This window comes from Clostridium paridis (assembly GCF_016765615.1).
Lineage (GTDB): Bacteria > Bacillota > Clostridia > Clostridiales > Clostridiaceae > Clostridium_T > Clostridium_T paridis.
Genome location: NZ_JAESWA010000023.1, coordinates 432,307 through 455,421, shown reverse-complemented (window position 1 = coordinate 455,421; position 23,115 = coordinate 432,307). Strand labels below are relative to the sequence as shown.

Here is a 23,115-nt window from a genome sequence, read left to right as displayed (position 1 = left end):
ACTAATTACTAAATACCCAATCTTCACAGTTCCATATATCTGTTGCAATATCCTTATAAAACTCTGGCTCATGGCATACTAATATTATGCTGCCTTCATATTCTTTTAATGCACGCTTAAGTTCATCCTTTGCATAAATATCTAAGTGATTGGTAGGTTCATCTAAAACTAAAACATTACTAGGCTCATTGATTAACTTACATAGTCTAACTTTAGCCTGCTCTCCTCCACTTAATATATTAATAGGGCTATCAATATGCTGCCTTGTAAGTCCACACCTAGCAAGATTAGTTCTTACCTCTGTTTGAGTTAAATCAGGGAAAGTATTCCATACATCATATAAAACTGAGTTAGAATTATCTTCTATAAGCTCCTGCTCAAAATATCCTATCTTTTTATAATAGCTTAAGTCTATTTCCCCATTTATAGGCTTTTGCAATCCTAATAAGGTTTTTAAAAGTGTAGTCTTTCCCAAACCATTAGCCCCTATTATTGCAATCTTTTGCCCTCTTTTCATCTTTAGATTTAGAGGTTTACTTAGTGGTTTATTATAGCCAATAATTAAATCTCTTGCCTTAAAGACAGTGCTTTCTGGCATATTTGTGCTTTTAAAATTAAACTTTGGTTTTATAATTTCCTTTTTAATTTCTATTCTTTCAATCTTATTAAGCTTTTTCTCCCTTGACTTTGCTTGTTTTGCAGTTGCTGTTCTTACTTTATTCTTTCTTATATAATCTTCAAGCTTTGCTATTTCAGTTTGTTGCTCCTTATATTCAATTAGCCTCTGCTCTTTTCTTATATCATAAAGCCTAACAAAATAATCATAGTTTCCTTGGTATCTAGTTAAAACCTTATGCTCAAGGTGATAGACTACATTAACTACACTATTTAAAAAGCTATTATCATGAGATATTAATATAAATGCATTTTGATAGCTTATTAAAAAACTTTTAAGCCATTCTATATGCTCTTCATCTAAGTGATTGGTTGGCTCGTCTAAAAGTAGAATATCTGGCTTCTCTAAAAGTAGTTTTGCTAGTAAAACTTTGGTCCTCTGTCCCCCGCTTAAGGCTGAAACATCTCTATCTAAAAGTTCTTTAATTCCAAGACCTGAGGAGGTTGCTTGAATCCTTGAATTAATACTATAAAAATCATTCTTATCTAAAGATTCCTGCATTACTGCAATCCTATTTAAGGCTTTATTCATTTCCTCTTCATTAAGCTCCCCAAGCTTACTATATAAATCATTAATTTTATTTTCTATATGATATAAATCTTTAAATGCCTCTTTAAGAAAATTTAATGCAGTAACCCCCTCCTTTAAGTCAACCTGTTGATCCATATAACCAATGCTATATTTACTATTCCACTCAATTTCACCTTCATCAGCTAAAATTTGATTGGTGATTATTTTCATGAAAGTTGATTTTCCCTCGCCGTTAGCTCCAATAAGCCCAATGTGTTCACCTTTTAATAATCTAAAGGATACTTTTCTAAATAATATTCTGTCTCCAAATGAATGACTCATGTTTTCAATGGTAAGAATACTCATAAGTTATCCACCTCCCTGTGTTCCTATAATAAATGTAACACCATCCATGCATGAAGACATAGTTCATAAATAAATCTGCTTTATTTATAACCGCTTAAGATTATATATAAAAATTTAAGGCATATTTTTCATAGTATTAACTGTGAAAAATATGCCTTAAATATAATGCATTAAAGAATTTACATGTCACTGTCCAACTCTTAGACGTCTCAACTAAGAGTTGGACCATGAGATGTAATATGATTTTTGCATTGTATTTTTTAATCATATATTTTTTGATTCCTTATAATTCTTCTTATACTTCCTTCTGTTAAGAAATACTCTTCAGCTAAGCATTTAACTGATATTCCAGCGGAATACTTATTAAAAATTTCTCTATCTCTTTCTTTAAGATAGCTCTTAGTTTCAGTATTTTCTCCCCAGGATCTTTTGTTTTCATCTTTTCTAGGTATATAGATATATCCGCCATCCATATACTTTTGTATTAATTCAATTATACCGTGCGGCAGTATATTTTGTGCTTTTTCATATTTCATAATTTCTTCGCCCCTATCAACATTTAATAATTAAATGAAGATGCAAAGATTCATTAAAACATGAAAAACTCAATATTTTTTTATATTGGCTCCAAGCAAAAGTTTTTCACATTTTGTTATCTTTGCATGGAGCTTACTACTATTGTTAAATACATCGTATATTCACTTCCTTTTTTAATATTATAATATACTGATTAATCTGAAAATGTCAATTTCAGTTTATCTTTTAAATAATTTATACAATATTTCTCATCTCTATTGACAATAAATTTCTACAGTTGTAAAATTTTATCATAATACCTATTAAACATATATGAAATATATGAATTTAAAATGAGGGGGCTATAAAAAATGAGTGAAAGAAAATTAAGTTTCGAAACACTACAAGTACACGCTGGACAAGTTCCAGATCCAACTACAGGAGCTAGGGCGGTTCCAATTTACCAGACAACTTCTTATGTATTTAAGAATGCAGACCATGCTGCTAATTTATTTCAATTAAAGGAACCTGGTAATGTATACTCAAGAATAATGAATCCAACAACAGATGTTTTTGAAAAGAGAGTTGCTGAGCTTGAAGGTGGGGTTGCTGCTCTTGCAACTGCATCAGGACAATCTGCAATTCTATACTCTATACTTAATGTTGCTAACTCTGGGGATGAAATAGTTGCAGCATCTACATTATACGGCGGAACATATGAATTGCTTTCTGTAACCTTAAAGAAGCTTGGAATTAACGTTATATTTGTAAATCCTGATGATCCTGAAAACTTTAGAAATGCTATCACATCTAAAACAAAAGCACTATATGGTGAAACTATTGGAAATCCAAGAATTAATATATTCGATATAGAGGCTGTAGCTAATATTGCTCATGAGAATAAAATACCACTTATAATCGATAACACCTTTGGTACTCCATACCTTGTAAGACCAATAGAATATGGAGCAGATGTAGTTGTTCATTCAGCTACTAAATTCATAGGTGGCCATGGTACTTCAATAGGTGGAATAATAGTTGACGGTGGAAATTTTGACTGGGCAGCAAGTGGTAAATTCCCTGACTTTACTACACCTGATAAAAGCTATAATAATTTAGTATATGCTGATTTAGGTGCGCCTGCGTTTGCACTTAAAGCTAGAGTTCAACTTTTAAGAAATACTGGAGCAGCATTAAGTCCTCAAAATGCTTTCTACTTCCTTCAAGGATTAGAAACCTTATCTTTAAGAGTTGAAAGACACGTATCAAACACAAGAAAGATAGTTGATTTCTTAAGCAAGCATCCAAAAGTATCATGGGTAAACTATCCTGAATTAGAAGAAAGTCCATATAAGATTTTAGCTGAAAAATATTTACCAAAGGGAGCAGGTTCAATATTTACCTTTGGAATAAAAGGCGGACTTGAGGCAGGGAAGAATTTCATTAATAATCTTGAATTATTCTCTCTTCTTGCAAATGTTGCAGATGCTAAATCTCTTGTAATTCATCCTTCAAGCACTACTCATGCGGAGCTTACTGAAGATGAACAAAAAGCTGCAGGAGTTACTCCAGATCTTATAAGACTTTCAATTGGAATTGAAGGTGTAGATGATTTAATATATGATCTTGATCAAGCACTTTCTAAGGCATAATATAATTTCACAAATATGTTAACGCATTTTCATTCAATATAAAGAAGCACATAGCTTAATTTTAAATAATTATGCTATGTGCTTTTTTTAGACTAAAATTATATAACTTATCCTAAATTATGTAATCACTCCCAATAACTGCGTGGAAAGCTGATGCCTATTTACATATAAATAATTATAAGCGTTACAAATGATAAAAAAATAATATACGGAGGTATTAAGATGAGTGATTTAAATAATATTAATTTACCAGAAGATCCTTATACTATTTTCCCTTCAAGTGGGTTTATTCGACTTCTTAATTCTTCAGCTACTAATGATCCTTCACCTGAACTAATTATTTTTCATGAACCACCATATCCTTTTCATAAATGTGGTTGTGAACATGAACCTTGTGGTGCTCCAGGGGAAAGACAAGTTAATAGCACAAATGAAGATATAAACAGAAAACCTCGTGTAACTCAAAGTGAGACAAGTCTTGCAAGATTTAGAAACTTTATTCTATTTGGTTTCAATGATTCTAATATTCCTAATAACTTTTCAGGTTTTGCATTCTCTAGTGATTGTGGTATTAACTGGACTGACGGTGGTAACCTTCCTCAAAATCCTAATTGGCAAAATGGTGGAGACCCAGTAATAGCAGTAGATTCTCATGGAATATTCTACTACGCAGAGCTTGGTGGATCACCAAATACTGATGCTGGGGTTATCTTAATTTCAACTGGAGTAGTTAATCCCCAAACTAAAAGAATAACTATGAACACTCCTTTTGTAGCTGGAGAAGGTACTTTACCAACTAACTTTGAAGATAAGGAATGGATGGCAGTAGGACCTGACCCATCAAGAGGTAAATTTGCTGAAGCCATATACCTTACTTGGACAGATTTTTCTAATAATGGCACAGCTATTAGATTTTCTAAATGGGTAGTTGGAGTAACTCCAACTGTTTTAATATCTAGTAAAACAATATCTCCAGATAATAACGTCTCTGGTTCATTCCCTGTAATTGGCCCAGACGGCACTATCTATGTATTCTATGAACAAATTACAAGTGGCGTAAACAGAGCAATCCGTATGGTTAAATCAACTGATGGTGGAACAACTTTCAGTTCTCCTATAACTGTTTCAAACCTTAAAATTGCTGCAAATAATATTTTAGGCTGCGGAAGACCAGCAATTCAAGTAACTCCTACTAAAACTATTAGATCAAATGAATTCCCTCATGCAGCAATAGGACCAGATGGAACTTTGTATGTAGTTTTCAATAGTGGAACCGGCAATACTCTACCTCAGCCAGCAATTAATATCTATCTAGCATATAGCATAGATAAAGGTGCCACATGGAATGTAAGACAAATAACTGGTAATACTGCTTATGCATTTATGCCTTCAGTTATAGCTGATAATAGAGGAGCTCATATTCAATATAGTCGTTTTAACGGAACAAGTGGTGTTGGAAATGGTAGATTTGCACTATTCATGAGAACCTTCAATATTAGGAGAGGCTTAGGTGCTGAAGGAATGGTTAGCACAGTATTTTCTTTAGTTCCAGACACTAATCCTAACTTTGATCCTGGCGTAGCTAATTGTTATATGGGCGACTATAACCAAATTATTAGAGGACCTGGATGTGCATTATATCATGGATGGGGAGATAACCGTAACGATATCTATAATGGAAATAACCCTGATGTATTCTTTATTCAAACTGGAAGATAAAATATAATGTGAAAGTGCTATTCTCAAACTTGAGAATAGTGCTTTCTTTTGTTTGATTAATTAAGCTTCTCATTAATTACATTTAATTTTATCAACATTCATTGGCAAGATGTGTTAATAAAATAGTATAAACAAACGATAAGTTAATTGTATTCTCAAAATAACTCGCGACTACAAAAGGGGGAAAATTAAATGTTTTGTAAAATGTGTGGTAGTAAGGTAAATGGTAATTCAAACTTTTGTTCAAACTGTGGGGCTAAGTTAGGAGCCTCTAGACCTCAAAATTCTATTAAAGAAACCATATCTCAAACTATTGGTGGAAAGCTCATTGGTAATTTCAATGAGGCAGATTTATTTTCTGCAAATGAGTTTTTAAAATCCCATCACTTTGGAAAGGTATTTTGGAATTTCAATATGGCTCCAGGGCAAGTTAGAGGTATAACTTTTACTTGTGAAATACTGGAGAATCCTGTTCCATATGTATTTCAAATGGAAATGATAAGTCCTACTGGTGCTAGAACTTTTGGTGCATTGTTCTCACTTTTAAATGCTTGGAATGCAGATGCAGCCCTTAATGACTGGATTAAACGAAACCCAAATAAGAGAGTTATAAGCAGCAGAGTTATAACTCATAAAGGAGTGCCTACTCAGCTTTATATTTTGTTTACTGTATTAAAATAATTTTTCTAAAGCCTCTTAAATATAATCTCTTAAGAGGCCTTACTTTTTTAATTACCTAACTAAAAGGAGTAATCACAGCTGTATACTGTATTTAAAGTCCCTAAATCTGCATTTTGCATTTTAATAGCATCATTCTCAAACACAAAGGTCCATATAACAGGGCTATTAGCACCTATATTTGTATTTCCCATGCCATCAAATTTTGCTTGGGCAATTACTCCACTATGGTTTGATAGCTTAATATTTATATTTCTAACGTCAAATACGTTATGGCTAAACCCATTATAAACATAAGCATCCATATATAGTTTGGAATCTTTGTAATATACGTTCTTAGGACTTATCTGAACGTTATCTACCGCAGTAACCATTGCACCATTTACAAATTGAGATGCTGCTGTAGGTGTGCTAGCTTTAGGATTTGCTTGGGTTTCAGTGCTTGGTTTTTGTTCAGGACTTTTTGCAGGTGTTTCTGGTGTTTTTGGTTCAGTGCCTTCTTTTGGTGCTACATCTGTTATCACCCCATCTTTTGTATCTTTAGTACTATCAACATTTGTAGCCGCTTCCTTTGTACCATTTTTTGTAGCATTGGTTTTAGCTGAGCTACATCCTACCATAGAAATCATTATTGCACCTATCATTAAAATTAACATTATTCCTTTTTTCATTTTACATTCCTCCATAAATTTATTTATTTTTGTTTATTTCTTTTATAGTTTTAATTACTTCAATACTTAATGCCTCAAGCTTCTCTTCATCAAGCTTTGTGCTACTAAAGAAGCAATCTTTAAATATCTTTTCTATATCTCTTTCTGCGTTATAAATAGAATCTATTCTGCATTTTTTAAGAATAAGTTCTGCCTCCAGGTCATATTCATCCTCTAGACCTGTTAGCTCCACTAAATCCATCAAATCATACTTATATAGCAGCTTGGATACTTTCTTTATATACTTATATTTCAAATTCCATCACCTCAAATTGTTATGCCCCTCTTAAAACATGCTGTCATTCATAAAATTATCAAAATCATTCTGAAACATGTCATTATTAAACTGCTCCTGCATGTTCATGTGTTCCTGCATATCATTCATTAGTTGTTCATTTTGCATCCTCATATCTTCATCCATTTGTTCCATAAACCTCCTCTGTTCTTCTTGCTGCATCCAATCCATATGATCTTGAAGCAATTGATCTTGCCCTTCATATCCACTTGAATCACCATCCATCAAAGAACCTATCATATCAAAAAACTTTTTAAACATATTACATCTCTCCTTCAATCTTTACTATGGTTTTATTATAAATACCCTCTTGGACAAAAATTTGCACTTCTGCTATTCTGATAAAATAAAAAAACTCTGTCTATTTTCTAGACAGAGTTTTTAATTTCAAATTTATTTAATTTTTAGAGTAAAGGACTCATTGTTTGGTCCTCCAAAGCAAAAGATCTTAGATATTTTAAATGTTAATGAGTTAGCTGCTTTATAGTTACTAAAATAGCACTTAAATTCAGCCTTTTCTCCTGAAACTATCTTATATCCATTAACACCACTTGATAGCATTGTCTGCATATCTAGTGGGAACTTTGTGCCATCATCTCCCATTACATAAATGTCATATAAGGAAATATCGAAATCTTTACCATAATTATTCTGTATTGTTCCCTTTACTATAAGATTATTACCATCAACATTATATGAATTAACTGTTAGCACAGCTTTACCATCAAAAGCTGTTGTTTGTGTTCCAACTGTTGCTTCGCTGTTTGTGTTTGTATTAGCTGGTGTTTGAGTTTGCTTTGAAGTTGTATCACTATTTGTATTAGAATCTTGATTATTATTAGTACTTGTTGTAGGTGTGTCCTGCTTAGTACTTGTGTTAGTGTTTATGCTATCATTCTTCTTACCTAAATTATAAATTAGTGTTCCTCCTATAGCTAGTGCTATAACCACTACTACTGCTACAACTGGAATTATTAATTTGTTTTTTGATATTGGAGCCTTTTTATTAATCTTCTGATTTGTTTCTACTTTAACTGTATTATTTCTTGCTTGATTCTTATTTAAGTTGCTTTTGTATTCCTCTAAAACTCTAATTAATTCATCTACAGAACTATATCTATTTTCTTTTTTATAATCCATAGCTTTTTCAATAATATTTACTAGAACTTCATTAGTGCTTCTTTTGAATCTTAGTTCTCCATTTGAATCTGGATTCATACCTTCAGTTATATAATAAAGAGTTGCACCTAATGAGTAAATATCGCTTGTCCTATCGCAAGTTTCTCCTCTTAATTGCTCTGGAGAAGCATAATGAGGAGATGCTGCATATATTTTTTTATCTTCTTTATTATTCTCAGCTCTTTCTGAAATTCCAAAATCAATTAAATGAATATTTCTTTCATAATCTATCATTATGTTACTTGGCTTTAAATCTTTATATATTATTCCACCCTTGAAGTTATGTAGGTATTTAATAATTTCACAAAGCTCTATTCCTACTTTTATAACCTGAGATTCATTCATTGGTCCCATTTCTTTAATATTTTCTTCTAAGGTTTTTCCTTCAATGTAATCCATAACTAAGTAGTATGTATGATTATCTTGGATGATGTCATATATTCTTGGTATGCCTATATGTCTTAAGGATAGTAGCATGTTCTTCTCATTTGCCACATCTAGCCTATCAATAATTTCATGTTTTATTTCTTTAACTGCAACAGTTAAATCAAGACGTTGATGATGAGCTTTGAACACTCTACAACTTCCCCCTCCTCCAACAAATTCTTGAAGAAGGCATGTCTCACCAATTACTTCCCCTACATTTGCATGTAATTTTTCTGAAGAAGGTTCAATATCATCTTTTTCTAGCATTCCAAGTTTACTTAATAATGTTCCTATTCCCCAATATACGTCTTTAGCTGCCTCATAATTTATAACTTCTTGCAGGGAGGTTTCAGTATTATGAGCTCCCATATTTCTATACCACTTTATTCTTCCCAATTTATACTCTTCATTTTGCTCAATTTTATAACCTTTTTCTTTAAGCTTTCGGACATTTCCTGGAAAATTATTTTGTTCCAATTCATCTTTTAATATATTTTCAATAACATATTCCATAATGCTTATAGCTTCAATAATTAATCCATTATAAGCCCTATTATCTCTATTTGGATTTAACTTTTTATTAAGCGATATCCACTTTCTTGTTACTTCATGCTTATTGTTGTATCTTTCTAAAGATTGTGCTTTAATTTCTTTGGTAGTTGGTCCCTTATTACTTCTATTCATTTGTCATTCCCCCTGCATAATATTCAAAACTTCGTCTTGCTGACTCTATCATCTCTTCTCTAAGTTCTTTTGGTTCTAGTACTATAACTGAACTACCAAAAGATCTAAGCCAGCTTTTAAAACTATTTACCCCTATTATAATATCTTCATAAATAAAATAACCATCATACTCAGTAAGCTTCTTATTAATCCTATATTCTAAGTCTCTTTTAACTCTATAGATTACATTTGCTTCTTTCATAAATTTGATTTTAACCTTTATAGATTCCCCTTGTTCCATACCCCATATATTAGCTAAATATTGTTCTAAATCAAAATCTTCTAATGGCACAAAATTATTTTTTGTTTCTTTAATACTAAGAATTCTATCTATTCTATAATTTACAATTGTATTATTGTACTGCCCTACTACATAAAACAGATTTTCAAATTCATAAAAAACGATACCTAATGGCTCTATAACAAATTCTTCAACCTTATTATTTCTAGTTTTATATTTTGCACTCAATGCTCTTTTATTTTCAGCAGCAATACTGATTTGAAATAGCTTGTATTTATAATCTTCTATATCATAAGTAGATTTGTTTATAATGCCTAAAAAATCTCCATCTCTTTTTTCACTCTTAGTTAGAATGCTCTTATATAGATATTTTTCAAAATAATTAAGATTTAGAACTTTAGTATCCTCAGAGAAGTTTTCAATAGTCCATTTTAAATCCTCATAATTATCTAATTGAGCTTCATATTCTTCCTCATCTTCAGGTGCTATGTCAATTAAATATAACTCTGCATTATACCAAAGATTTTCTAAGTTATCTTTTATAACTTCTAGAGGCATTTTAGTCTTTTCATGGAGCTCTCTTATACTAGCACCCTCTTCACTATTAGCAATTATGGTTAGAAGCTTTAATATATCATTCATTACATTATTCATTTTTAATCTCCCCATAATTTAAAAGTATTTTCTCATAAGTTTTCCTCATAATATCTTTAAGCTCTACTGGTTCTAGAACTTTACAATATGAACCAAAACTTCTAAGATATCTAGCGAAGTCATATATGCCATATAATTTATCACTATATATAAGCTTGTCTCCATCTTTAATTAGCTTGCTACTTTTTCTATGTTTATGTAGTCTTGTTACTTTTTCCTTTATGTTAAAAGTATTTACAAATTCAACCTTTACTTCATAAAACTCATCTAATGATGCTCCAAACATTAAATCGAGTTTGTCTAAGGTTTCCTTATGATTAAAAAATTCATTTTCTAAATCAGAAGGAACAATTGATATTATGGTTTTAACATCAATAAAATAGAGCTTATCTTTTACCATTCCTATAACATAGCTCTTATCTTTTTCCCAATTATATAAAAAAGTAACAACTTGAATACTTTCAGTAAGCTCACCTATTTTTGAATTATATGAAATTGTTATGGCCTTCTTCCTATAATTCAAGCTTTCAAACTGCCTAATTATATCTTTCGAAATAGCTTCCTCACTATACTTTCTACCAATGCAGTATATGTTATAGCTTGGATCTTCATAGTCTAACTGAGTCACTATTTTATTTTTTAAATTATTAACTTCCTTATAAAAAGGCATGCTTACTTTATATATTTCACATAGCTCTATAAATTTAAATATATCTTCATCATTAGTAAAATAAAAACTATCTGTTACAATAGATGTTCTATATTTATTATTTTCATCTAAGTAAATATATTTTTTCTCTTCACAGCTCTTTATTGCTCTTTCTATAGTTTTTCTGCTAACGCTTTCCTCATCAAATAAACTTTTATTTACATTATCAACTAAACTTTTTCTATCAAAACATCCACTGTTTTCTGAAACAGTAAGCATAATTTTCATCATTCTAAGTTCTTGTTTATTTATAAGATTTCCCGTTAGTTTTTCTTCTTTTATAGCCTTATACCTTTTGTTCATAGGTATAATTTCAATCCCATATTCTCTAAGAAATCCAATATAGCTTTTTACACTTCTATCATTTATTTCAAGCTCTTCTTTAATTTCTTCAACTGTAAGGACTTCTCTTTCATTAAAAAGTGCAATAAGTTTATTAATTCTTCTCTCCTTAATCCCCAATGTTAAGTATTCCCTTTCTTCCATATCATTAATGCTATTAATCATCATCAATATAATTATACTTAGAGGCTTACAGATTGTACATAATTTTCAAATTAAGTTTAATCTCCTTTATTTCCAGTTTCTTGGGAAATTTAATTGAAACTTATTTTACTAAGCATAATCAATATAAAGTATCACCTATTAATTGCAAGGAATATCATGAATTATAGTAATTTTATAGAGAGGGCACTGTGAATTTTAACGGTTGGAGTAATTTTGAAGATTTCGCGAAAGCTTGTGGATATACCAATTCAAATAATACTAATAATAAATCAAGCAATACTAGCAGCCAAGGTGGCTCTACAAGCATGGGCTGTGATGATATACCAAACGGTTTTCAAAGCTTAGACCCCCAGCTATTTGTTATTATAGGAACAATTCTCGGAGACATATTGGCTGGAAATATTCCCTTTAACGTTCAAAATGCCCTAGGCAATTGGTTTGAATTACTCGGTCAAGTGATATTAACATATAATGCACAACAACAATATTTTCAAGCTGGTCCTGGATTATACTTTAACCCTAAAAATTATAATGTAAATAACAACAATTGTAATACACCTCAAAATACCACTTCAAATAATCCTAGTCCCCCCACTTCTAATGATGAAATGAGTAAAATAAAAGAACTAGAAAACCGTATTAATTCTCTAGTCTCAGAAATAGAATTTATTAAAAATAATCTAAAATGATAAATTTCTATTTGATTTTATTTATGTTATAGAAATCTTTTAGTTCTGCTTTGGATTCCTGTAGTAATTCAGTTTTTCTAACACCTTGAATTGCACCTTCTAACGCTAGTAATCTGTGAATACATGCTGATTCATCTATCTCTTGTATTTTAACCCACGCCTTTTTTGCACCAATATCTTTTAATTCATCATAAGTAAATATACCTATTTCATTTAGCTGTCTTTCAACTTCTTTTCCTATGTTAGGTAATTTTGATAGTTCTCCCATAGTGAGGCCTCCCTCTCAAGTTGGAATTTGTTTATATATTATTCCGTAACCAAAACTCTAATTTGTCCAAGTATTCCTTTTCAGTAAAATAGTGTTCAGCTCCATTCAATACTGTTAGATTAACTGAATGTGTATTTTTAAACTCATCTACAATTTCCTTTGGAGTTAACTTATCTTCTGATGGATATAAAATATAGGTTTGACACTTCCACCTATCTACTGGATGTTCCTTTGAATATGTTAAGTAATCCCAACTTAAAGTTTCTCCCATAGGTGTAGCAATTTCTTTTTCAGCTTTTAACCGCTCCTCTTCTATATTAAACCACTTCATCATATCAAAAATTAATCTCTCCATATTTAGCACAGGGCATTGAAATAAAGCCTTTTTTATATCCATATCATTATAAGCTAGAAGACTAAAATATACCCCTAAACTACAAGCATATAAGTTAACATATTTCCACTTGTTTAATACATACTCTCTTATGCATTTCAAATCTTTTACTGCATTCCATGCCATAATAGGATAATCTTCATTTTTTCTTTCCCCATGCTCAGGCAAATCAAAACTTATTACTTGATATCCTCTCTCTATTGCAATTTCCGCAAAATGTTCAGCATTTTCTTTACGTCCCATTTTTCCATGAACATAAATGTATACTTTATCTGAAGCTGGTCCCCATATTAATGCTGGTATTTCATCTATCAATTCTCTCTTTCTCTCTACCATAAGTTCCCCTCTTTTTATTCAATTACTTTGGTATTAATATCTCTTCCATTTGCATATCTTTCTAAAAGATCTTTGCCATATTCTAAGTATTCTTCCATATTAGTTTTGCCACTAAAACAGAAAATGCACATTAATATTTCGCTTACATTATCAGTTATCATAGCTCTCTCTGAATCACTTGTAGGGCTTCCAAAACTACCTAAAGAGTCTGCTAATACTGGAAGGTTTGCAATATTTATATTTTCTTTACCGATACCTTTATATTGTTCCCCTTCTTTACCTATTACTAAGTTAATTGGGGAATGAAGATTTTTAATATTGTATGAGCCTACTGGAAATTTTGATTTTATTGATATTAAATTATTTATATCTACAATATTATTTACCTTATACATTCCTTTTCCCTGAAGTATTCTTCTTAACAATGCTTCAGAAGATAGCCTATATTTACTAGGAACCTTACCTAGTTTTTTATATGTATCTCTCCCATCTTTAATTCTAGATAATGAGGCTAAGTCCTCAATTTTTATTTCTTTATTTAGTACTTCACAATAATAATTAATTTCCTTCCATAACCCATCATCACTGCTTTGTACATTCACTTGTGCTTCAATGCAGCCTAGCTTTATTTCAGGACAAATTTTCTTTAGTTCTTCGCTGATTTTAACCTCTATCATTATATATTCATGCTCCTTCTTCTGGGTTTAATATTGCATATACATAGGTGTCCCAATATATAGGATTCTTGTTCTCATCTTGATGAAAAGAAACATTTTTTCTAAAATGTGCTTCTCGCCTCATTCCAATCTTCTCTAATAGCTTCCAGGAAGGTATATTTTGAGGTGCACATTCTGCATAAATTCGATGAACCCCTTGCTTAAACATATATTCAATTGCAGCTTTGCTAGCTTCACTTCCATAACCCTTATGCTGATAGTTCTCATTTAATACATATCCGAGTTCTCTTGTATTAAAGTCCCTCTTTCCTAAATAAATATTCCCAATAACCTTATGCTCTTTTTTTAATTCAATTGCGTAGAACTCATCACTTTGTGCTCTGAATTCAATTTCTTTTCTTGCTTTCTCAGACGTGAAATCTGGATATCCCTCAAATTCAGCCTTAACCCGTTGTAGCATATATTCACATAAATCAGTTTCGTCACTTAGCTCAAAATTGCGTATGATTAAATCCACAGTTTCAATTTTCATTTTTATATTCTCCTTTATTAGTTAAACTGCATTAAACACTCACCTTGTTTGGTGGCTACCATATTGTTTTCTAATATCAAAAAGCAGCTGTATCACACTTTGATAATATGGTATAAATTCACCACTTTCTATCATTGAAAATATCTCTTCTTTAGAAGCCCACTTAACCTTCTGAACTTCTTCATACTGCAATGATAGTTTCCTTAAATCAACCTCTTGTTCTATTAGATAAAAGTCATCAAATCCATCTTCAAAGTTAATGGTAATATGTGGTCTAATATTTTTCAAATCTACTTTAAGTCCAATTTCCTCAAACAATTCTCTTTCAGCTGCAGATTGACTTGTGTCGCCTTTTACAGCACTTCCACCTACTGTTATGTCCCACATATTTGACCAACCTTCTTTGAAGGGTTGTCTTTGTTGAATTAGCATTTCACCCTTAGAATTAAAAATACATATATGAACTACTAAATGATAATCATCTTTTTCAAAAGGTTCTCCACGGACCATAGTTTTATCGGTTTTATTTCGATTAATATCGTATACATCCCAAAGTTCCATATTCACACCTCACTAAATACATATCTTCTAATTATAACATATTTTGTAAATACAATATTGCTTATAGTTCGGTACACTGTATAAATATAAAGTGTAATGCTAACTTTTTTATTATAATAATTAAAATGCTTCTTTATTTTCTAACTCTAAAACTTTTCTAAGAGCATCATTGATTCCATTTTCATATATTCCGCCATGATAACATATAATTCGTTCAATATCGTAGTTCAAAAATTTCTCAACAGATTTTTTAGCTTCTTTTAGATCTAAGGTATATTGAGGCAATGCAATTGCAAGCTCTCCAGTTTCTATAACTAAAGCATCTCCAGTTATTAAAGATTTACTTTCTTTATGATAAATAGATATATGTCCAGGCATATGGCCTGGTGTAGCTATTATTTCAATTCCTGCACACCAATCGAAATAATATTTATCTTTCAACTTTATATCCACATTACAGCTTTCTATCGATTGAAGCATTTTATGAAAATAATCAGCTTCTACCTTCTCATGATCTGATAAGAAATCATATATGTTTTCCGCTTGTTGTAATCTTAATGATTTTTTACTTCCATCAATATATTGAGCATCTTCTTCAGATGCTAATACTTTTAGTTTAGGATATTTTCTTTTGAATTCTGCTAAAGCCCCCATGTGGTCATAATCGTGATGTGTAATAATTATTTTAGATAATTTTTTTATATTAATATTTTTCGCTAATGCAGTTTCTTCTATTAAGCTTAAAAAGTTAGGGTATCCGCAATCAATTAATATCATTTCATTCTCATCTTCTAATATAACTGGATATATAGTGCTACTTTGTCCTGAAAAATCAAAAGATATATCTAATACATTTATTTTACTCATTTTAAATCCTCCTAATAAAGTTTCAATTATAAGAAATAGTATCATAATTAGAAATAATATAGTTAGTTCTTATATATTTCTGCATTAATTATGCACCTATAATATCTTCAAATATATTCACTTTCAACTTCATATACTATTAATTTCATAGTTTGATATAGATGTTAAAAGCAAAGAAAAAAGCACCCATCCCATGAAGAATAGTGCTTCTCTCTTAATTAAATCTCTATTTAAAGTTTTAATCTCAATAATATAATTCTTTATAACTATTTTTCCTTAACAGGAATCCAAATTTCACTATAGTAGTTTTCGTCTTGAATACCTTGTGGATAATCATCCGAATCGGTATACATTTCAATATTATAACCTGCTGCAATTTCATAATCCTTGCAGTTAGGCAACCATTCTGTGAATATTCTCCTGTTCACATCTTGCATAGATTTCTGGATTGGACCCTTGCATGCAAAAACAGCCCATGTGTATTTAGGTATAACCTTTGTAACAAAATCTTTAGGTATTTCTACAGACGGATTATAATTGTCTGCAATCAAATATTCGAATTCATCTGAACCCATACTTTCATCAATGTTTACTCCATACATTCCGCATAGAAAATTCCCTTCTCCTTTTTGAAAATTCTCTGCCCAAAACTGAGGTATTTCTTTAATTGCATTATCATATTTAAATTTTTTAGACAATCCTATGATAGTAAACGAATCTTTCTTAACAATTTTGTAATCCATAATATAACCGCCTTCCAATAAAAATTTGATTTTCAGAGGAGCAAATGATTTAATCATAGCTCCATCTTTTCGAACAGCAGTAGGTGTTACACCATGAAATCTAGTAAAAGCTTTTGTAAAGCTATCTGGCGAAGAGTAGCCATATTTAAGCGCAATATCAATGATTTTTTTATCAGTAGAAACAAGCTCACTGCCGGCAAGTGTAAGCTTGCGTTGTCTGATGTACTCTCCCACCGTAAAACCACAAAGCATTGTAAATCCTTTTTGGAAGTAGAAAGGAGACATAAATATTCTTTCTGCAATATCTTTTATTGTGATTTCTTCAATAATATTCTCCTCAATATAGTTTATAGCTTCACCAATTCCTTCTATCCACTCCATAATCATCACCCCTGTCTGTACATTTATCTTATCTCTTTTCAGGCGATCGTTCCCGACTTTTAATGCTATGTTTTGTCTTGTCTGAAAGATCATTAAATAACATGTACATTATATTACTACTTGTCTATTACTCAGGTTTGTTCCCAAATTCATTGTACCATATTTTGTAATCATGGTATTATTTATGGTTTTTATATTGATGTTAAAAGCAAAGAAAAAAGCGCTTCATCCTGATAAGATTAGCACTTTTTTTGCTTAATATTTTATAACATAAATATTTTATCTAATATATAGATTGGAATTTGTCACACTCCATATTATATTCACAATATCTTATTTACTGAGAATAAAAAATGAGGCATATCGACACCTCTGTAATGCTTGATAAACTTATCAATACAAGTCATCCCATTTCGTATTGCTACTTTTTGTGATGGTATATTTGTATCTCGAATAATAGAATATACCTCTTTAACATTAAGCTTATCAAAGGCATATTCTTTACAGGCAATTGCTGCCTCACTTGCATATCCACGATGCCAGTATTCTTTTTGGAAAAGATATCCAACTTCCATAACTTTTTTGCTTTTATAATCTTGCATTGTCAACCCGCATTGTCCTATCATTATACCAGTTTCTTTCAAAACAACAGCCCATAATCCAAAGCCATGTTCTTTATAACGTTCAAATTGTCTGTCAAGCCATCCTTGAACCTCGTCGTTAGTAAATACTCCTTCATAAGCATACATTACATCATCATCCTGTAAGATTTTACAAAGAACCGGGAAATCTGCTTGTATCATTTCTCTTAAAATTAATCTTTGAGTTTCTAATACCATATTACCTCCTATAACAAACATATAAATTAATATCATTCCACAGCTTTATTCATAATCACTTATCATTTTAAATTTTACCTATGAAATTTAATTAAATGTAACTATAAATTCTCTTATTTTTACAGTCATATAGTCCGATTCATAATAATGAAGATTATGTCCACACTCTAATATAATTAACTCACACTTATTTGACTCTGATGCAAATTTTTCTTGAGCAATTCTCCATCTCTTACTAGTTTCAGAGCCCGTTAGTTTACTAGCAAACATTAAAATAGGAATGCTAGGGATTCCTATCTTCTCTACAACTTTTGCATTAGAATAAACTAATTTGCATTCTTCAAAAACATTCTTGTTTAATGAATTTCTATATACTAAATATTTATTCTGCTTTATCTCTTTATCTGTAAGCTCTCTTTCACTTACAGGACAAAACTTAGAAATTCTATGGAACCCAAAAAAGGTCATTATTTTATTAAATTTTAAACTTAGTAGATTATTATCATTTTCATCATATGTTAGTGGTACAGCCATATCTAATCCAATAATTCCTTTAACTTCTTCAGGATAGGTCATTGCCCAATATATAGCTTCTAATGCTGACATAGAGTGAGGCATTAAAATATATGGTCCATTTATCCCTACTTTTCTAAGGGCAATCCTATTCTCTTCTACCATGGTTTTTACATCTCTTTTTGCTTTTGCTATATCAGAATAACCGTATCCAAACTTTTCAACTACAGCTACTCTACAAATATCAGATAACTTTGAGTATAGAACTTTATAATCATATATGGGAGCTTGTACGCCAGATCCCGAAAGCAAAACTACAGTATTTGTTTGTTTATTTCCTTCTATATATACATTCATATTTTTATCATTAACTTTTACTAATGTACCTATATTATTTAATTTCTTTGCTTCAATTGCTATCATAACATGATGATAAATAGCCATTAATACCAGAAGTAAAATTAATATCACAATCACAACTCCAATGTTAGGTAGCTTTGATAATTCTCCCATATGAACCATCCTTTCAAGTTATGATTTATTTATCTCTTATTAGTAATAATATGTTCAACATAATTCTGCATATTATTTATCTTATCAATAAAAAAAGTTGGAAATGCTTTAAACTTTGATAATTCATTCTTTGGCAACCAATACATATATTCTTTAAATCCATCTGAAAAACTATTGCTGTTTAGTTTTTGTGTTCCTCTTGACTTCATCAAAAAATAAAAGGTAATTTCATGACAATTATACCCTTCTAGGCTACCACTACCAACGAAAAAATTCTCATGAATAAATGCTAGTCTATCAATTTCATAATGTATTCCTGTTTCTTCATATACTTCTCTCAAAACTGCATCTTCTGCTTTTTCACCAATGTGTACTCCACCGCCAATTGAGTAGTAATAATCATCCCTATCGTTTTTAGCAAATAATACACATTCATTTTCAATTATTATTGCTGCAGCCCTATACCTGAACCATCCATTTTCTTTAGTAAATCCACAATCATACTCCATTTATATATTCACCTACATAAATTAATTTTGGGCTAATGTTAATAAATTTCTTACTTCTTCTAATTATAACATATTTTTCAAAATTTATATTGTCTATATAATTCTAAAAAATAGAGCTGTATAATAAACATAAAAACCTCGAAAATACATTTACGTATCTTCGAGGCTTTTATAATGTATAAGCAGCGCATATTGAATACAATCGAATACTCTCATTTTACATTCAATGTGTTAATTCTATGTTGCTTATACTATAAGTTTTAATTAAATTCTATGATATTTATGTTGAGGTCTACCAACCTTTCCGTATTCCACAAGCTTCTCTACTTTATTTTCTTTTTCCATATAATCTAGATATCTTCTTACAGTAACTCTTGCTATTCCTAACTTTTCTGCCAAGCCCTCTGCTGTAAAATCCTCATAACTACTTTTCTCAATTTCTTCCCAAATGCTTCTATAGGTGTATTTATTAAGTCCTTTTGCATAATCATCTTCATTATGAGATGTATTAGAACTAGCGATTAGTTTATCTAATTCTTCCTGTTCGATTTCATCATTTTTCTTAAATTCATAGTATCTTCCCTTAAATTGAGTAAGTGATTCTTTAAATCTTTCAAAGCTAAAAGGCTTTATAAGATAGTCTACAACTCCGTATCTAAACGCTTCCTGCACTCTTTCAATGGTTTTATCTGCAGTTATCAAGATTATATCTATCTCAAGCTCTTGTGCTCTTATCCACTTCAAGAAATCTATGCCATTTTCTTTAGGAAGATATACGTCAAGTAATATTAAATCAGGTTTTTTAACGGATATAAATTTTTTAGCATCTTCTAGATTAGAAACAGCTTTATATAAGATAAATCCCTCTACTCTTTTTAAAAATTTAGAATTTATTTCTCTAACCATAGGATCATCTTCAACTATCATTACTTGAATCAAGCTTTCCCCTCCTTTTGCATAGGTATTTTAATCTCCCAGCTTACACCTTCATCACCTTCTAGGCTTATGGTGCCGTCATACCTATAAATTATTTCCTTTACTATATACATTCCATTTCCACGCTGTCCTTCTTTTGTAGAATACCCTTGCTCGTATATTTTTCCTCTAACCTCTAATGGAATTCCACCGCCATTATCTTTTACATTTATATTTAAAAAGTGTTCATCTTCAACTACTTTGATATATATTAATCCAGTCCCATCATTCTTTACTTCATCTAAGGAATTTTCTATTAAGTTTCCTAAAAGAGATACTATCTCCTCAGAAGTCATTTTCTCTGGTAGCTTAGTTAGTTTTGAATTTTCGTCTATCTTTAATTTAACTCTACTCTCTTCAGCTTTATTATACTTGGCTAAAAGTAGAGCTGACAACGCTGGTTCCTTAATATTCTCAGTTAAAATGTTACTTATGTTGGTTCTTACCTTTGATATATCCGATATAAACTCTAATACTTCCTCATACTCTTCAAGCTGAACTAGTCCTGAAATGGTATGAAGCTTATTCATGAATTCATGATTTTGAGCTCTTAATGACCAAGCCAATTTTTTTACACCTGTAAGTTCTTCTGCTATTCTTGTTACTTCTGTTTTATCCCTAAAGCTTGCAATTGCTCCTATTATCTTTCCTTTTTTCATTATAGGAATTCTATTGGTCATTATTATTGTATTATTTATCGTCTGCTCTTTCTCAAATTCTGATTCACCGGTTTCTAATACATTAATCATACGGGTATTTGGAATAGCATCTTCTACATTCATACCTATAATCTCGTTCTTATTAATCTTGCCCTCAAAGTTTAATATCTTTAAGGCTGAATCATTTATAAGTGTAATTCTACCTAAGTTATCAACAGCTATTAACCCTTCGTGAATAGCATATAAAATTCCCATCTTCTCATTATAAAGCCTTGTAATTTCCTCTGGCTCTAACCCCATTAAAATATTCTTAATATTATTGGCTAATAAGAATGCGCCTATTATTCCTACAGCAAGTGCACCGAAACCAATTAATATTATATATATAATTGCTTTACGTTTTGCAGTTTCAATACTTTGAGTAAGAGTACCTACTGAAACAAAACCTATTTCTTTTTTACTTTCAGAATCGTATATAGGAGTAAAAGCTCTCAAAGCTTTTCCCAAGGTTCCGGTAGCCTCAGAAATATATGTTTCACCCTTATAAACTACTCCATATTCATCTCCTCCCACAAACTTTTTACCTATCATATCAGGGTTTGGGTGAGAATATCTAATCTCGTCTTTATCAGCTACTATTATATATTCAATCTGATCTAAATTCTTAAGCTGCATATCTATATAGGGTCCAATTTTTCTATTTGGATCCTTAACTTTAACTTCATCTATTATTTCATTTGAATTTGCTACCATCTTAGCTACATTCATAATATTAGTTCTAGCCTTGCTTTCAATATTTCCAGTCATCCATGAAGCTACAAAGAAAATTATTATAGCTATAGGAATAAAAACCACTGAAATAATTAATAATGTAAGCTTAGTTTGCAGCTTCATCGTTTTTTTCATATTCATCACCTTAACCTTAATGTTGAGACATCAAATTCACAGCCAAAATACACGGAAGAATAGAAGTTCATGAATTTTGACAGAAGTATTACAATGGATTGTTTTCTCCACCTATTATAATGTACTTCTTTCATTATTGTCTTCCACTTTTCCGTGTATAATTAATATCTACATATTATCCTTTAACTATTAACTTATTTATGCTACAACTTCATTTTGCAACTTTTTTGCTTTACTATCTCTTAAACGTTTAAAGACAAATGAAACAATGAATGGACATACGATAGCTGATACTACACAGGCTGCAGCAACTTGTGCTGTAGCTATTGTTGCTATAGCTGCTAAAGTTGGATCTGCTGCTGCAACTGCTGCTGGTGTAGCTACTGCATTTCCTGCAGTTGATCCAGTTGCTAATCCTATTATCGGTTCTTCTTTAAATAATTTAAGTAAAACATAAGCTCCTATTCCAGTAAATGCAGCTATAACTCCAAGTATTATTCCAGGGCCTCCTGCTTTTACAATTGTTTCAAGATTCATTCCTGCCCCTAATGGGAAAGAGAAAAATGGAATTAATAATAATTTACTACTTCCAAGGAAAGCTCTCATATCACCATCAATATTTCCTAAAATCATACCAATTACTATTGGAATTAATACAGCTATAAGTGCTTGGAATGGAATTTGAGCAAGTCCTGATGCTCCTAGTGCAACTAATGTAAAGAATGGGCCATCTTTTAATGATAATAAAGCGTAAGCTCCTACATCTGTTTCATCACCATATTGTGAAGCAAGAGATGCATATAGTCCTCCATTACAATTTGTTAATGCTGCAAGGATAGCAAGTGGTGATAAGCCTAATACTCCAGCAGGACCAAATACTTTACCTACAAATATACCAATACCTGCACCTACTATAAACTTTCCAGTTATTAAAAGTGCACCTTTTTTTAATGCCTTTGGTGCTAATTTAAAGTGAATTTGTGAACCAATTAAAAACATAAAGCATGCCAATATTGGTGAAGATGCGCTTGAACTAAATAATGCAGTTGTAAAACCACCTATCTTTAAAAACTGTGGGAAAAATGTATTAACTAATACTCCTAGGAAAAGTGGAACAACCATCATACCGCCAGGAATTTTATCAAGGGTTTTCTTAATTGGAATTTGCATAACATTACCTCCTAAAATTTCA

At 30.9% G+C, this 23,115-nt stretch carries 25 protein-coding genes; 4 read left to right on the top strand and 21 right to left on the bottom strand.

Annotated elements, in window-relative coordinates; all coding sequences use genetic code 11:
• Position 1: 1 nt before the first annotated feature.
• Together JK634_RS15340 and JK634_RS15335 are read right to left on the bottom strand one after the other, a co-directional pair.
• Positions 2–1,552 carry an ABC-F family ATP-binding cassette domain-containing protein gene (locus JK634_RS15340; protein ID WP_202768553.1) on the bottom strand — a complete coding sequence of 517 codons (1,551 nt, stop codon included), beginning with the start codon at positions 1,550–1,552 and terminating at the stop codon, positions 2–4.
• Positions 1,553–1,812: 260 nt separating this feature from the next.
• Entirely contained in the window at positions 1,813–2,088 is a 276-nt protein-coding gene (locus tag JK634_RS15335) for a CD3324 family protein (RefSeq protein WP_202768552.1), read from the bottom strand.
• A 351-nt stretch (positions 2,089–2,439) separates the two neighbouring features.
• Here JK634_RS15335 and JK634_RS15330 point away from each other — a divergent pair, with 351 nt between their 5' ends.
• From JK634_RS15330 to JK634_RS15320, 3 genes are all read left to right on the top strand, one after another.
• The gene (locus JK634_RS15330) at positions 2,440–3,720 is read left to right on the top strand and encodes an O-acetylhomoserine aminocarboxypropyltransferase/cysteine synthase family protein (protein ID WP_202768551.1); all 1,281 of its coding nucleotides are present in this window, start codon (positions 2,440–2,442) and stop codon (positions 3,718–3,720) included.
• 222 nt (positions 3,721–3,942) lie between these two features.
• The gene (locus JK634_RS15325) at positions 3,943–5,439 is read left to right on the top strand and encodes a sialidase family protein (RefSeq protein ID WP_207753653.1); all 1,497 of its coding nucleotides are present in this window, start codon (positions 3,943–3,945) and stop codon (positions 5,437–5,439) included.
• Between the two features lie 192 nt (positions 5,440–5,631).
• Positions 5,632–6,120, top strand: coding sequence for a zinc-ribbon domain-containing protein (locus tag JK634_RS15320; RefSeq protein WP_202768549.1), 489 nt, complete (start codon positions 5,632–5,634; stop codon positions 6,118–6,120).
• A 59-nt stretch (positions 6,121–6,179) separates the two neighbouring features.
• On the opposite strand, the gene JK634_RS15315 is transcribed toward JK634_RS15320, so the two are convergent.
• The 6 genes from JK634_RS15315 to JK634_RS15290 form a co-directional block, all read right to left on the bottom strand.
• Positions 6,180–6,788: an SLAP domain-containing protein gene (locus JK634_RS15315; RefSeq protein ID WP_202768548.1), complete on the bottom strand. Its 609-nt coding sequence runs from the start codon at positions 6,786–6,788 to the stop codon at positions 6,180–6,182.
• Between the two features lie 19 nt (positions 6,789–6,807).
• Positions 6,808–7,083, bottom strand: coding sequence for a hypothetical protein (locus JK634_RS15310; RefSeq protein ID WP_202768546.1), 276 nt, complete (start codon positions 7,081–7,083; stop codon positions 6,808–6,810).
• Between the two features lie 30 nt (positions 7,084–7,113).
• Complete coding sequence (locus JK634_RS15305; protein ID WP_202768544.1) at positions 7,114–7,383, bottom strand: hypothetical protein; 270 nt, start codon at positions 7,381–7,383, stop codon at positions 7,114–7,116.
• 132 nt (positions 7,384–7,515) lie between these two features.
• The gene (locus JK634_RS15300) at positions 7,516–9,411 is read right to left on the bottom strand and encodes a protein kinase domain-containing protein (RefSeq protein WP_202768542.1); all 1,896 of its coding nucleotides are present in this window, start codon (positions 9,409–9,411) and stop codon (positions 7,516–7,518) included.
• Entirely contained in the window at positions 9,404–10,345 is a 942-nt protein-coding gene (locus JK634_RS15295) for a WYL domain-containing protein (RefSeq protein WP_202768540.1), read from the bottom strand. The genes JK634_RS15300 and JK634_RS15295 overlap by 8 nt, the downstream gene beginning before the upstream one ends.
• Positions 10,338–11,564, bottom strand: coding sequence for a WYL domain-containing transcriptional regulator (locus tag JK634_RS15290; protein ID WP_202768538.1), 1,227 nt, complete (start codon positions 11,562–11,564; stop codon positions 10,338–10,340). Before JK634_RS15290 ends, JK634_RS15295 begins: the two co-directional genes overlap by 8 nt.
• Before the next feature lie 185 nt (positions 11,565–11,749).
• Here JK634_RS15290 and JK634_RS15285 point away from each other — a divergent pair, with 185 nt between their 5' ends.
• Positions 11,750–12,250 carry a hypothetical protein gene (locus JK634_RS15285; RefSeq protein ID WP_202768537.1) on the top strand — a complete coding sequence of 167 codons (501 nt, stop codon included), beginning with the start codon at positions 11,750–11,752 and terminating at the stop codon, positions 12,248–12,250.
• 7 nt (positions 12,251–12,257) lie between these two features.
• Here JK634_RS15285 and JK634_RS15280 read toward each other — a convergent pair whose 3' ends face one another.
• The 13 genes from JK634_RS15280 to JK634_RS15220 form a co-directional block, all read right to left on the bottom strand.
• Positions 12,258–12,518 (bottom strand): TfoX/Sxy family protein, encoded by a 261-nt coding sequence (locus JK634_RS15280; protein WP_202768535.1) that lies wholly within the window; start codon positions 12,516–12,518, stop codon positions 12,258–12,260.
• A gap of 31 nt (positions 12,519–12,549) precedes the next feature.
• The gene (locus JK634_RS15275; protein ID WP_202768533.1) at positions 12,550–13,248 is read right to left on the bottom strand and encodes an alpha/beta hydrolase; all 699 of its coding nucleotides are present in this window, start codon (positions 13,246–13,248) and stop codon (positions 12,550–12,552) included.
• Between the two features lie 14 nt (positions 13,249–13,262).
• Positions 13,263–13,925, bottom strand: coding sequence for a B3/B4 domain-containing protein (locus JK634_RS15270; protein WP_202768532.1), 663 nt, complete (start codon positions 13,923–13,925; stop codon positions 13,263–13,265).
• A gap of 7 nt (positions 13,926–13,932) precedes the next feature.
• The gene (locus JK634_RS15265) at positions 13,933–14,457 is read right to left on the bottom strand and encodes a GNAT family N-acetyltransferase (RefSeq protein WP_202768531.1); all 525 of its coding nucleotides are present in this window, start codon (positions 14,455–14,457) and stop codon (positions 13,933–13,935) included.
• A gap of 39 nt (positions 14,458–14,496) precedes the next feature.
• Positions 14,497–15,018 carry an NUDIX hydrolase gene (locus tag JK634_RS15260; protein ID WP_202768530.1) on the bottom strand — a complete coding sequence of 174 codons (522 nt, stop codon included), beginning with the start codon at positions 15,016–15,018 and terminating at the stop codon, positions 14,497–14,499.
• Between the two features lie 120 nt (positions 15,019–15,138).
• Positions 15,139–15,885 carry an MBL fold metallo-hydrolase gene (locus JK634_RS15255; protein ID WP_202768529.1) on the bottom strand — a complete coding sequence of 249 codons (747 nt, stop codon included), beginning with the start codon at positions 15,883–15,885 and terminating at the stop codon, positions 15,139–15,141.
• A gap of 266 nt (positions 15,886–16,151) precedes the next feature.
• Positions 16,152–17,009, bottom strand: coding sequence for an AraC family transcriptional regulator (locus JK634_RS15250; RefSeq protein ID WP_202768528.1), 858 nt, complete (start codon positions 17,007–17,009; stop codon positions 16,152–16,154).
• 323 nt (positions 17,010–17,332) lie between these two features.
• On the bottom strand, positions 17,333–17,848 hold the full coding sequence (locus JK634_RS15245; protein WP_202768527.1) for a GNAT family N-acetyltransferase: 516 nt from the start codon (positions 17,846–17,848) through the stop codon (positions 17,333–17,335).
• 87 nt (positions 17,849–17,935) lie between these two features.
• Positions 17,936–18,874, bottom strand: a complete 939-nt coding sequence (locus tag JK634_RS15240) for an alpha/beta hydrolase (RefSeq protein ID WP_202768526.1) — start codon at positions 18,872–18,874, stop codon at positions 17,936–17,938.
• 29 nt (positions 18,875–18,903) lie between these two features.
• Positions 18,904–19,383: an NUDIX hydrolase gene (locus JK634_RS15235; RefSeq protein ID WP_202768525.1), complete on the bottom strand. Its 480-nt coding sequence runs from the start codon at positions 19,381–19,383 to the stop codon at positions 18,904–18,906.
• A gap of 264 nt (positions 19,384–19,647) precedes the next feature.
• Positions 19,648–20,322: a response regulator gene (locus tag JK634_RS15230; protein ID WP_202768524.1), complete on the bottom strand. Its 675-nt coding sequence runs from the start codon at positions 20,320–20,322 to the stop codon at positions 19,648–19,650.
• Positions 20,319–21,923, bottom strand: coding sequence for an ATP-binding protein (locus JK634_RS15225; RefSeq protein WP_243425622.1), 1,605 nt, complete (start codon positions 21,921–21,923; stop codon positions 20,319–20,321). Before JK634_RS15225 ends, JK634_RS15230 begins: the two co-directional genes overlap by 4 nt.
• A gap of 198 nt (positions 21,924–22,121) precedes the next feature.
• Complete coding sequence (locus tag JK634_RS15220; RefSeq protein WP_207753652.1) at positions 22,122–23,093, bottom strand: 2-keto-3-deoxygluconate permease; 972 nt, start codon at positions 23,091–23,093, stop codon at positions 22,122–22,124.
• Between the last annotated feature and the right edge of the window lie 22 nt (positions 23,094–23,115).

Excerpts from the sequence above, each read along its gene's own strand:
- JK634_RS15290 (WP_202768538.1), bottom strand. The coding sequence starts at position 11,564 with ATGATGATTAATAGCATTAATGATATGGAAGAAAGGGAATACTTAACA.
- JK634_RS15335 (WP_202768552.1), bottom strand. The coding sequence starts at position 2,088 with ATGAAATATGAAAAAGCACAAAATATACTGCCGCACGGTATAATTGAA.
- JK634_RS15315 (WP_202768548.1), bottom strand. The coding sequence starts at position 6,788 with ATGAAAAAAGGAATAATGTTAATTTTAATGATAGGTGCAATAATGATT.
- JK634_RS15270 (WP_202768532.1), bottom strand. The coding sequence starts at position 13,925 with ATGATAGAGGTTAAAATCAGCGAAGAACTAAAGAAAATTTGTCCTGAA.
- JK634_RS15220 (WP_207753652.1), bottom strand. The coding sequence starts at position 23,093 with ATGCAAATTCCAATTAAGAAAACCCTTGATAAAATTCCTGGCGGTATG.
- JK634_RS15300 (WP_202768542.1), bottom strand. The coding sequence starts at position 9,411 with ATGAATAGAAGTAATAAGGGACCAACTACCAAAGAAATTAAAGCACAA.
- JK634_RS15275 (WP_202768533.1), bottom strand. The coding sequence starts at position 13,248 with ATGGTAGAGAGAAAGAGAGAATTGATAGATGAAATACCAGCATTAATA.
- JK634_RS15305 (WP_202768544.1), bottom strand. The coding sequence starts at position 7,383 with ATGTTTAAAAAGTTTTTTGATATGATAGGTTCTTTGATGGATGGTGAT.
- JK634_RS15245 (WP_202768527.1), bottom strand. The coding sequence starts at position 17,848 with ATGGTATTAGAAACTCAAAGATTAATTTTAAGAGAAATGATACAAGCA.
- JK634_RS15280 (WP_202768535.1), bottom strand. The coding sequence starts at position 12,518 with ATGGGAGAACTATCAAAATTACCTAACATAGGAAAAGAAGTTGAAAGA.
- JK634_RS15250 (WP_202768528.1), bottom strand. The coding sequence starts at position 17,009 with ATGGAGTGGATAGAAGGAATTGGTGAAGCTATAAACTATATTGAGGAG.
- JK634_RS15265 (WP_202768531.1), bottom strand. The coding sequence starts at position 14,457 with ATGAAAATTGAAACTGTGGATTTAATCATACGCAATTTTGAGCTAAGT.
- JK634_RS15240 (WP_202768526.1), bottom strand. The coding sequence starts at position 18,874 with ATGGGAGAATTATCAAAGCTACCTAACATTGGAGTTGTGATTGTGATA.
- JK634_RS15320 (WP_202768549.1), top strand. The coding sequence starts at position 5,632 with ATGTTTTGTAAAATGTGTGGTAGTAAGGTAAATGGTAATTCAAACTTT.
- JK634_RS15295 (WP_202768540.1), bottom strand. The coding sequence starts at position 10,345 with ATGAATAATGTAATGAATGATATATTAAAGCTTCTAACCATAATTGCT.
- JK634_RS15255 (WP_202768529.1), bottom strand. The coding sequence starts at position 15,885 with ATGAGTAAAATAAATGTATTAGATATATCTTTTGATTTTTCAGGACAA.
- JK634_RS15325 (WP_207753653.1), top strand. The coding sequence starts at position 3,943 with ATGAGTGATTTAAATAATATTAATTTACCAGAAGATCCTTATACTATT.
- JK634_RS15330 (WP_202768551.1), top strand. The coding sequence starts at position 2,440 with ATGAGTGAAAGAAAATTAAGTTTCGAAACACTACAAGTACACGCTGGA.
- JK634_RS15260 (WP_202768530.1), bottom strand. The coding sequence starts at position 15,018 with ATGGAACTTTGGGATGTATACGATATTAATCGAAATAAAACCGATAAA.
- JK634_RS15225 (WP_243425622.1), bottom strand. The coding sequence starts at position 21,923 with ATGAAAAAAACGATGAAGCTGCAAACTAAGCTTACATTATTAATTATT.
- JK634_RS15340 (WP_202768553.1), bottom strand. The coding sequence starts at position 1,552 with ATGAGTATTCTTACCATTGAAAACATGAGTCATTCATTTGGAGACAGA.
- JK634_RS15235 (WP_202768525.1), bottom strand. The coding sequence starts at position 19,383 with ATGGAGTATGATTGTGGATTTACTAAAGAAAATGGATGGTTCAGGTAT.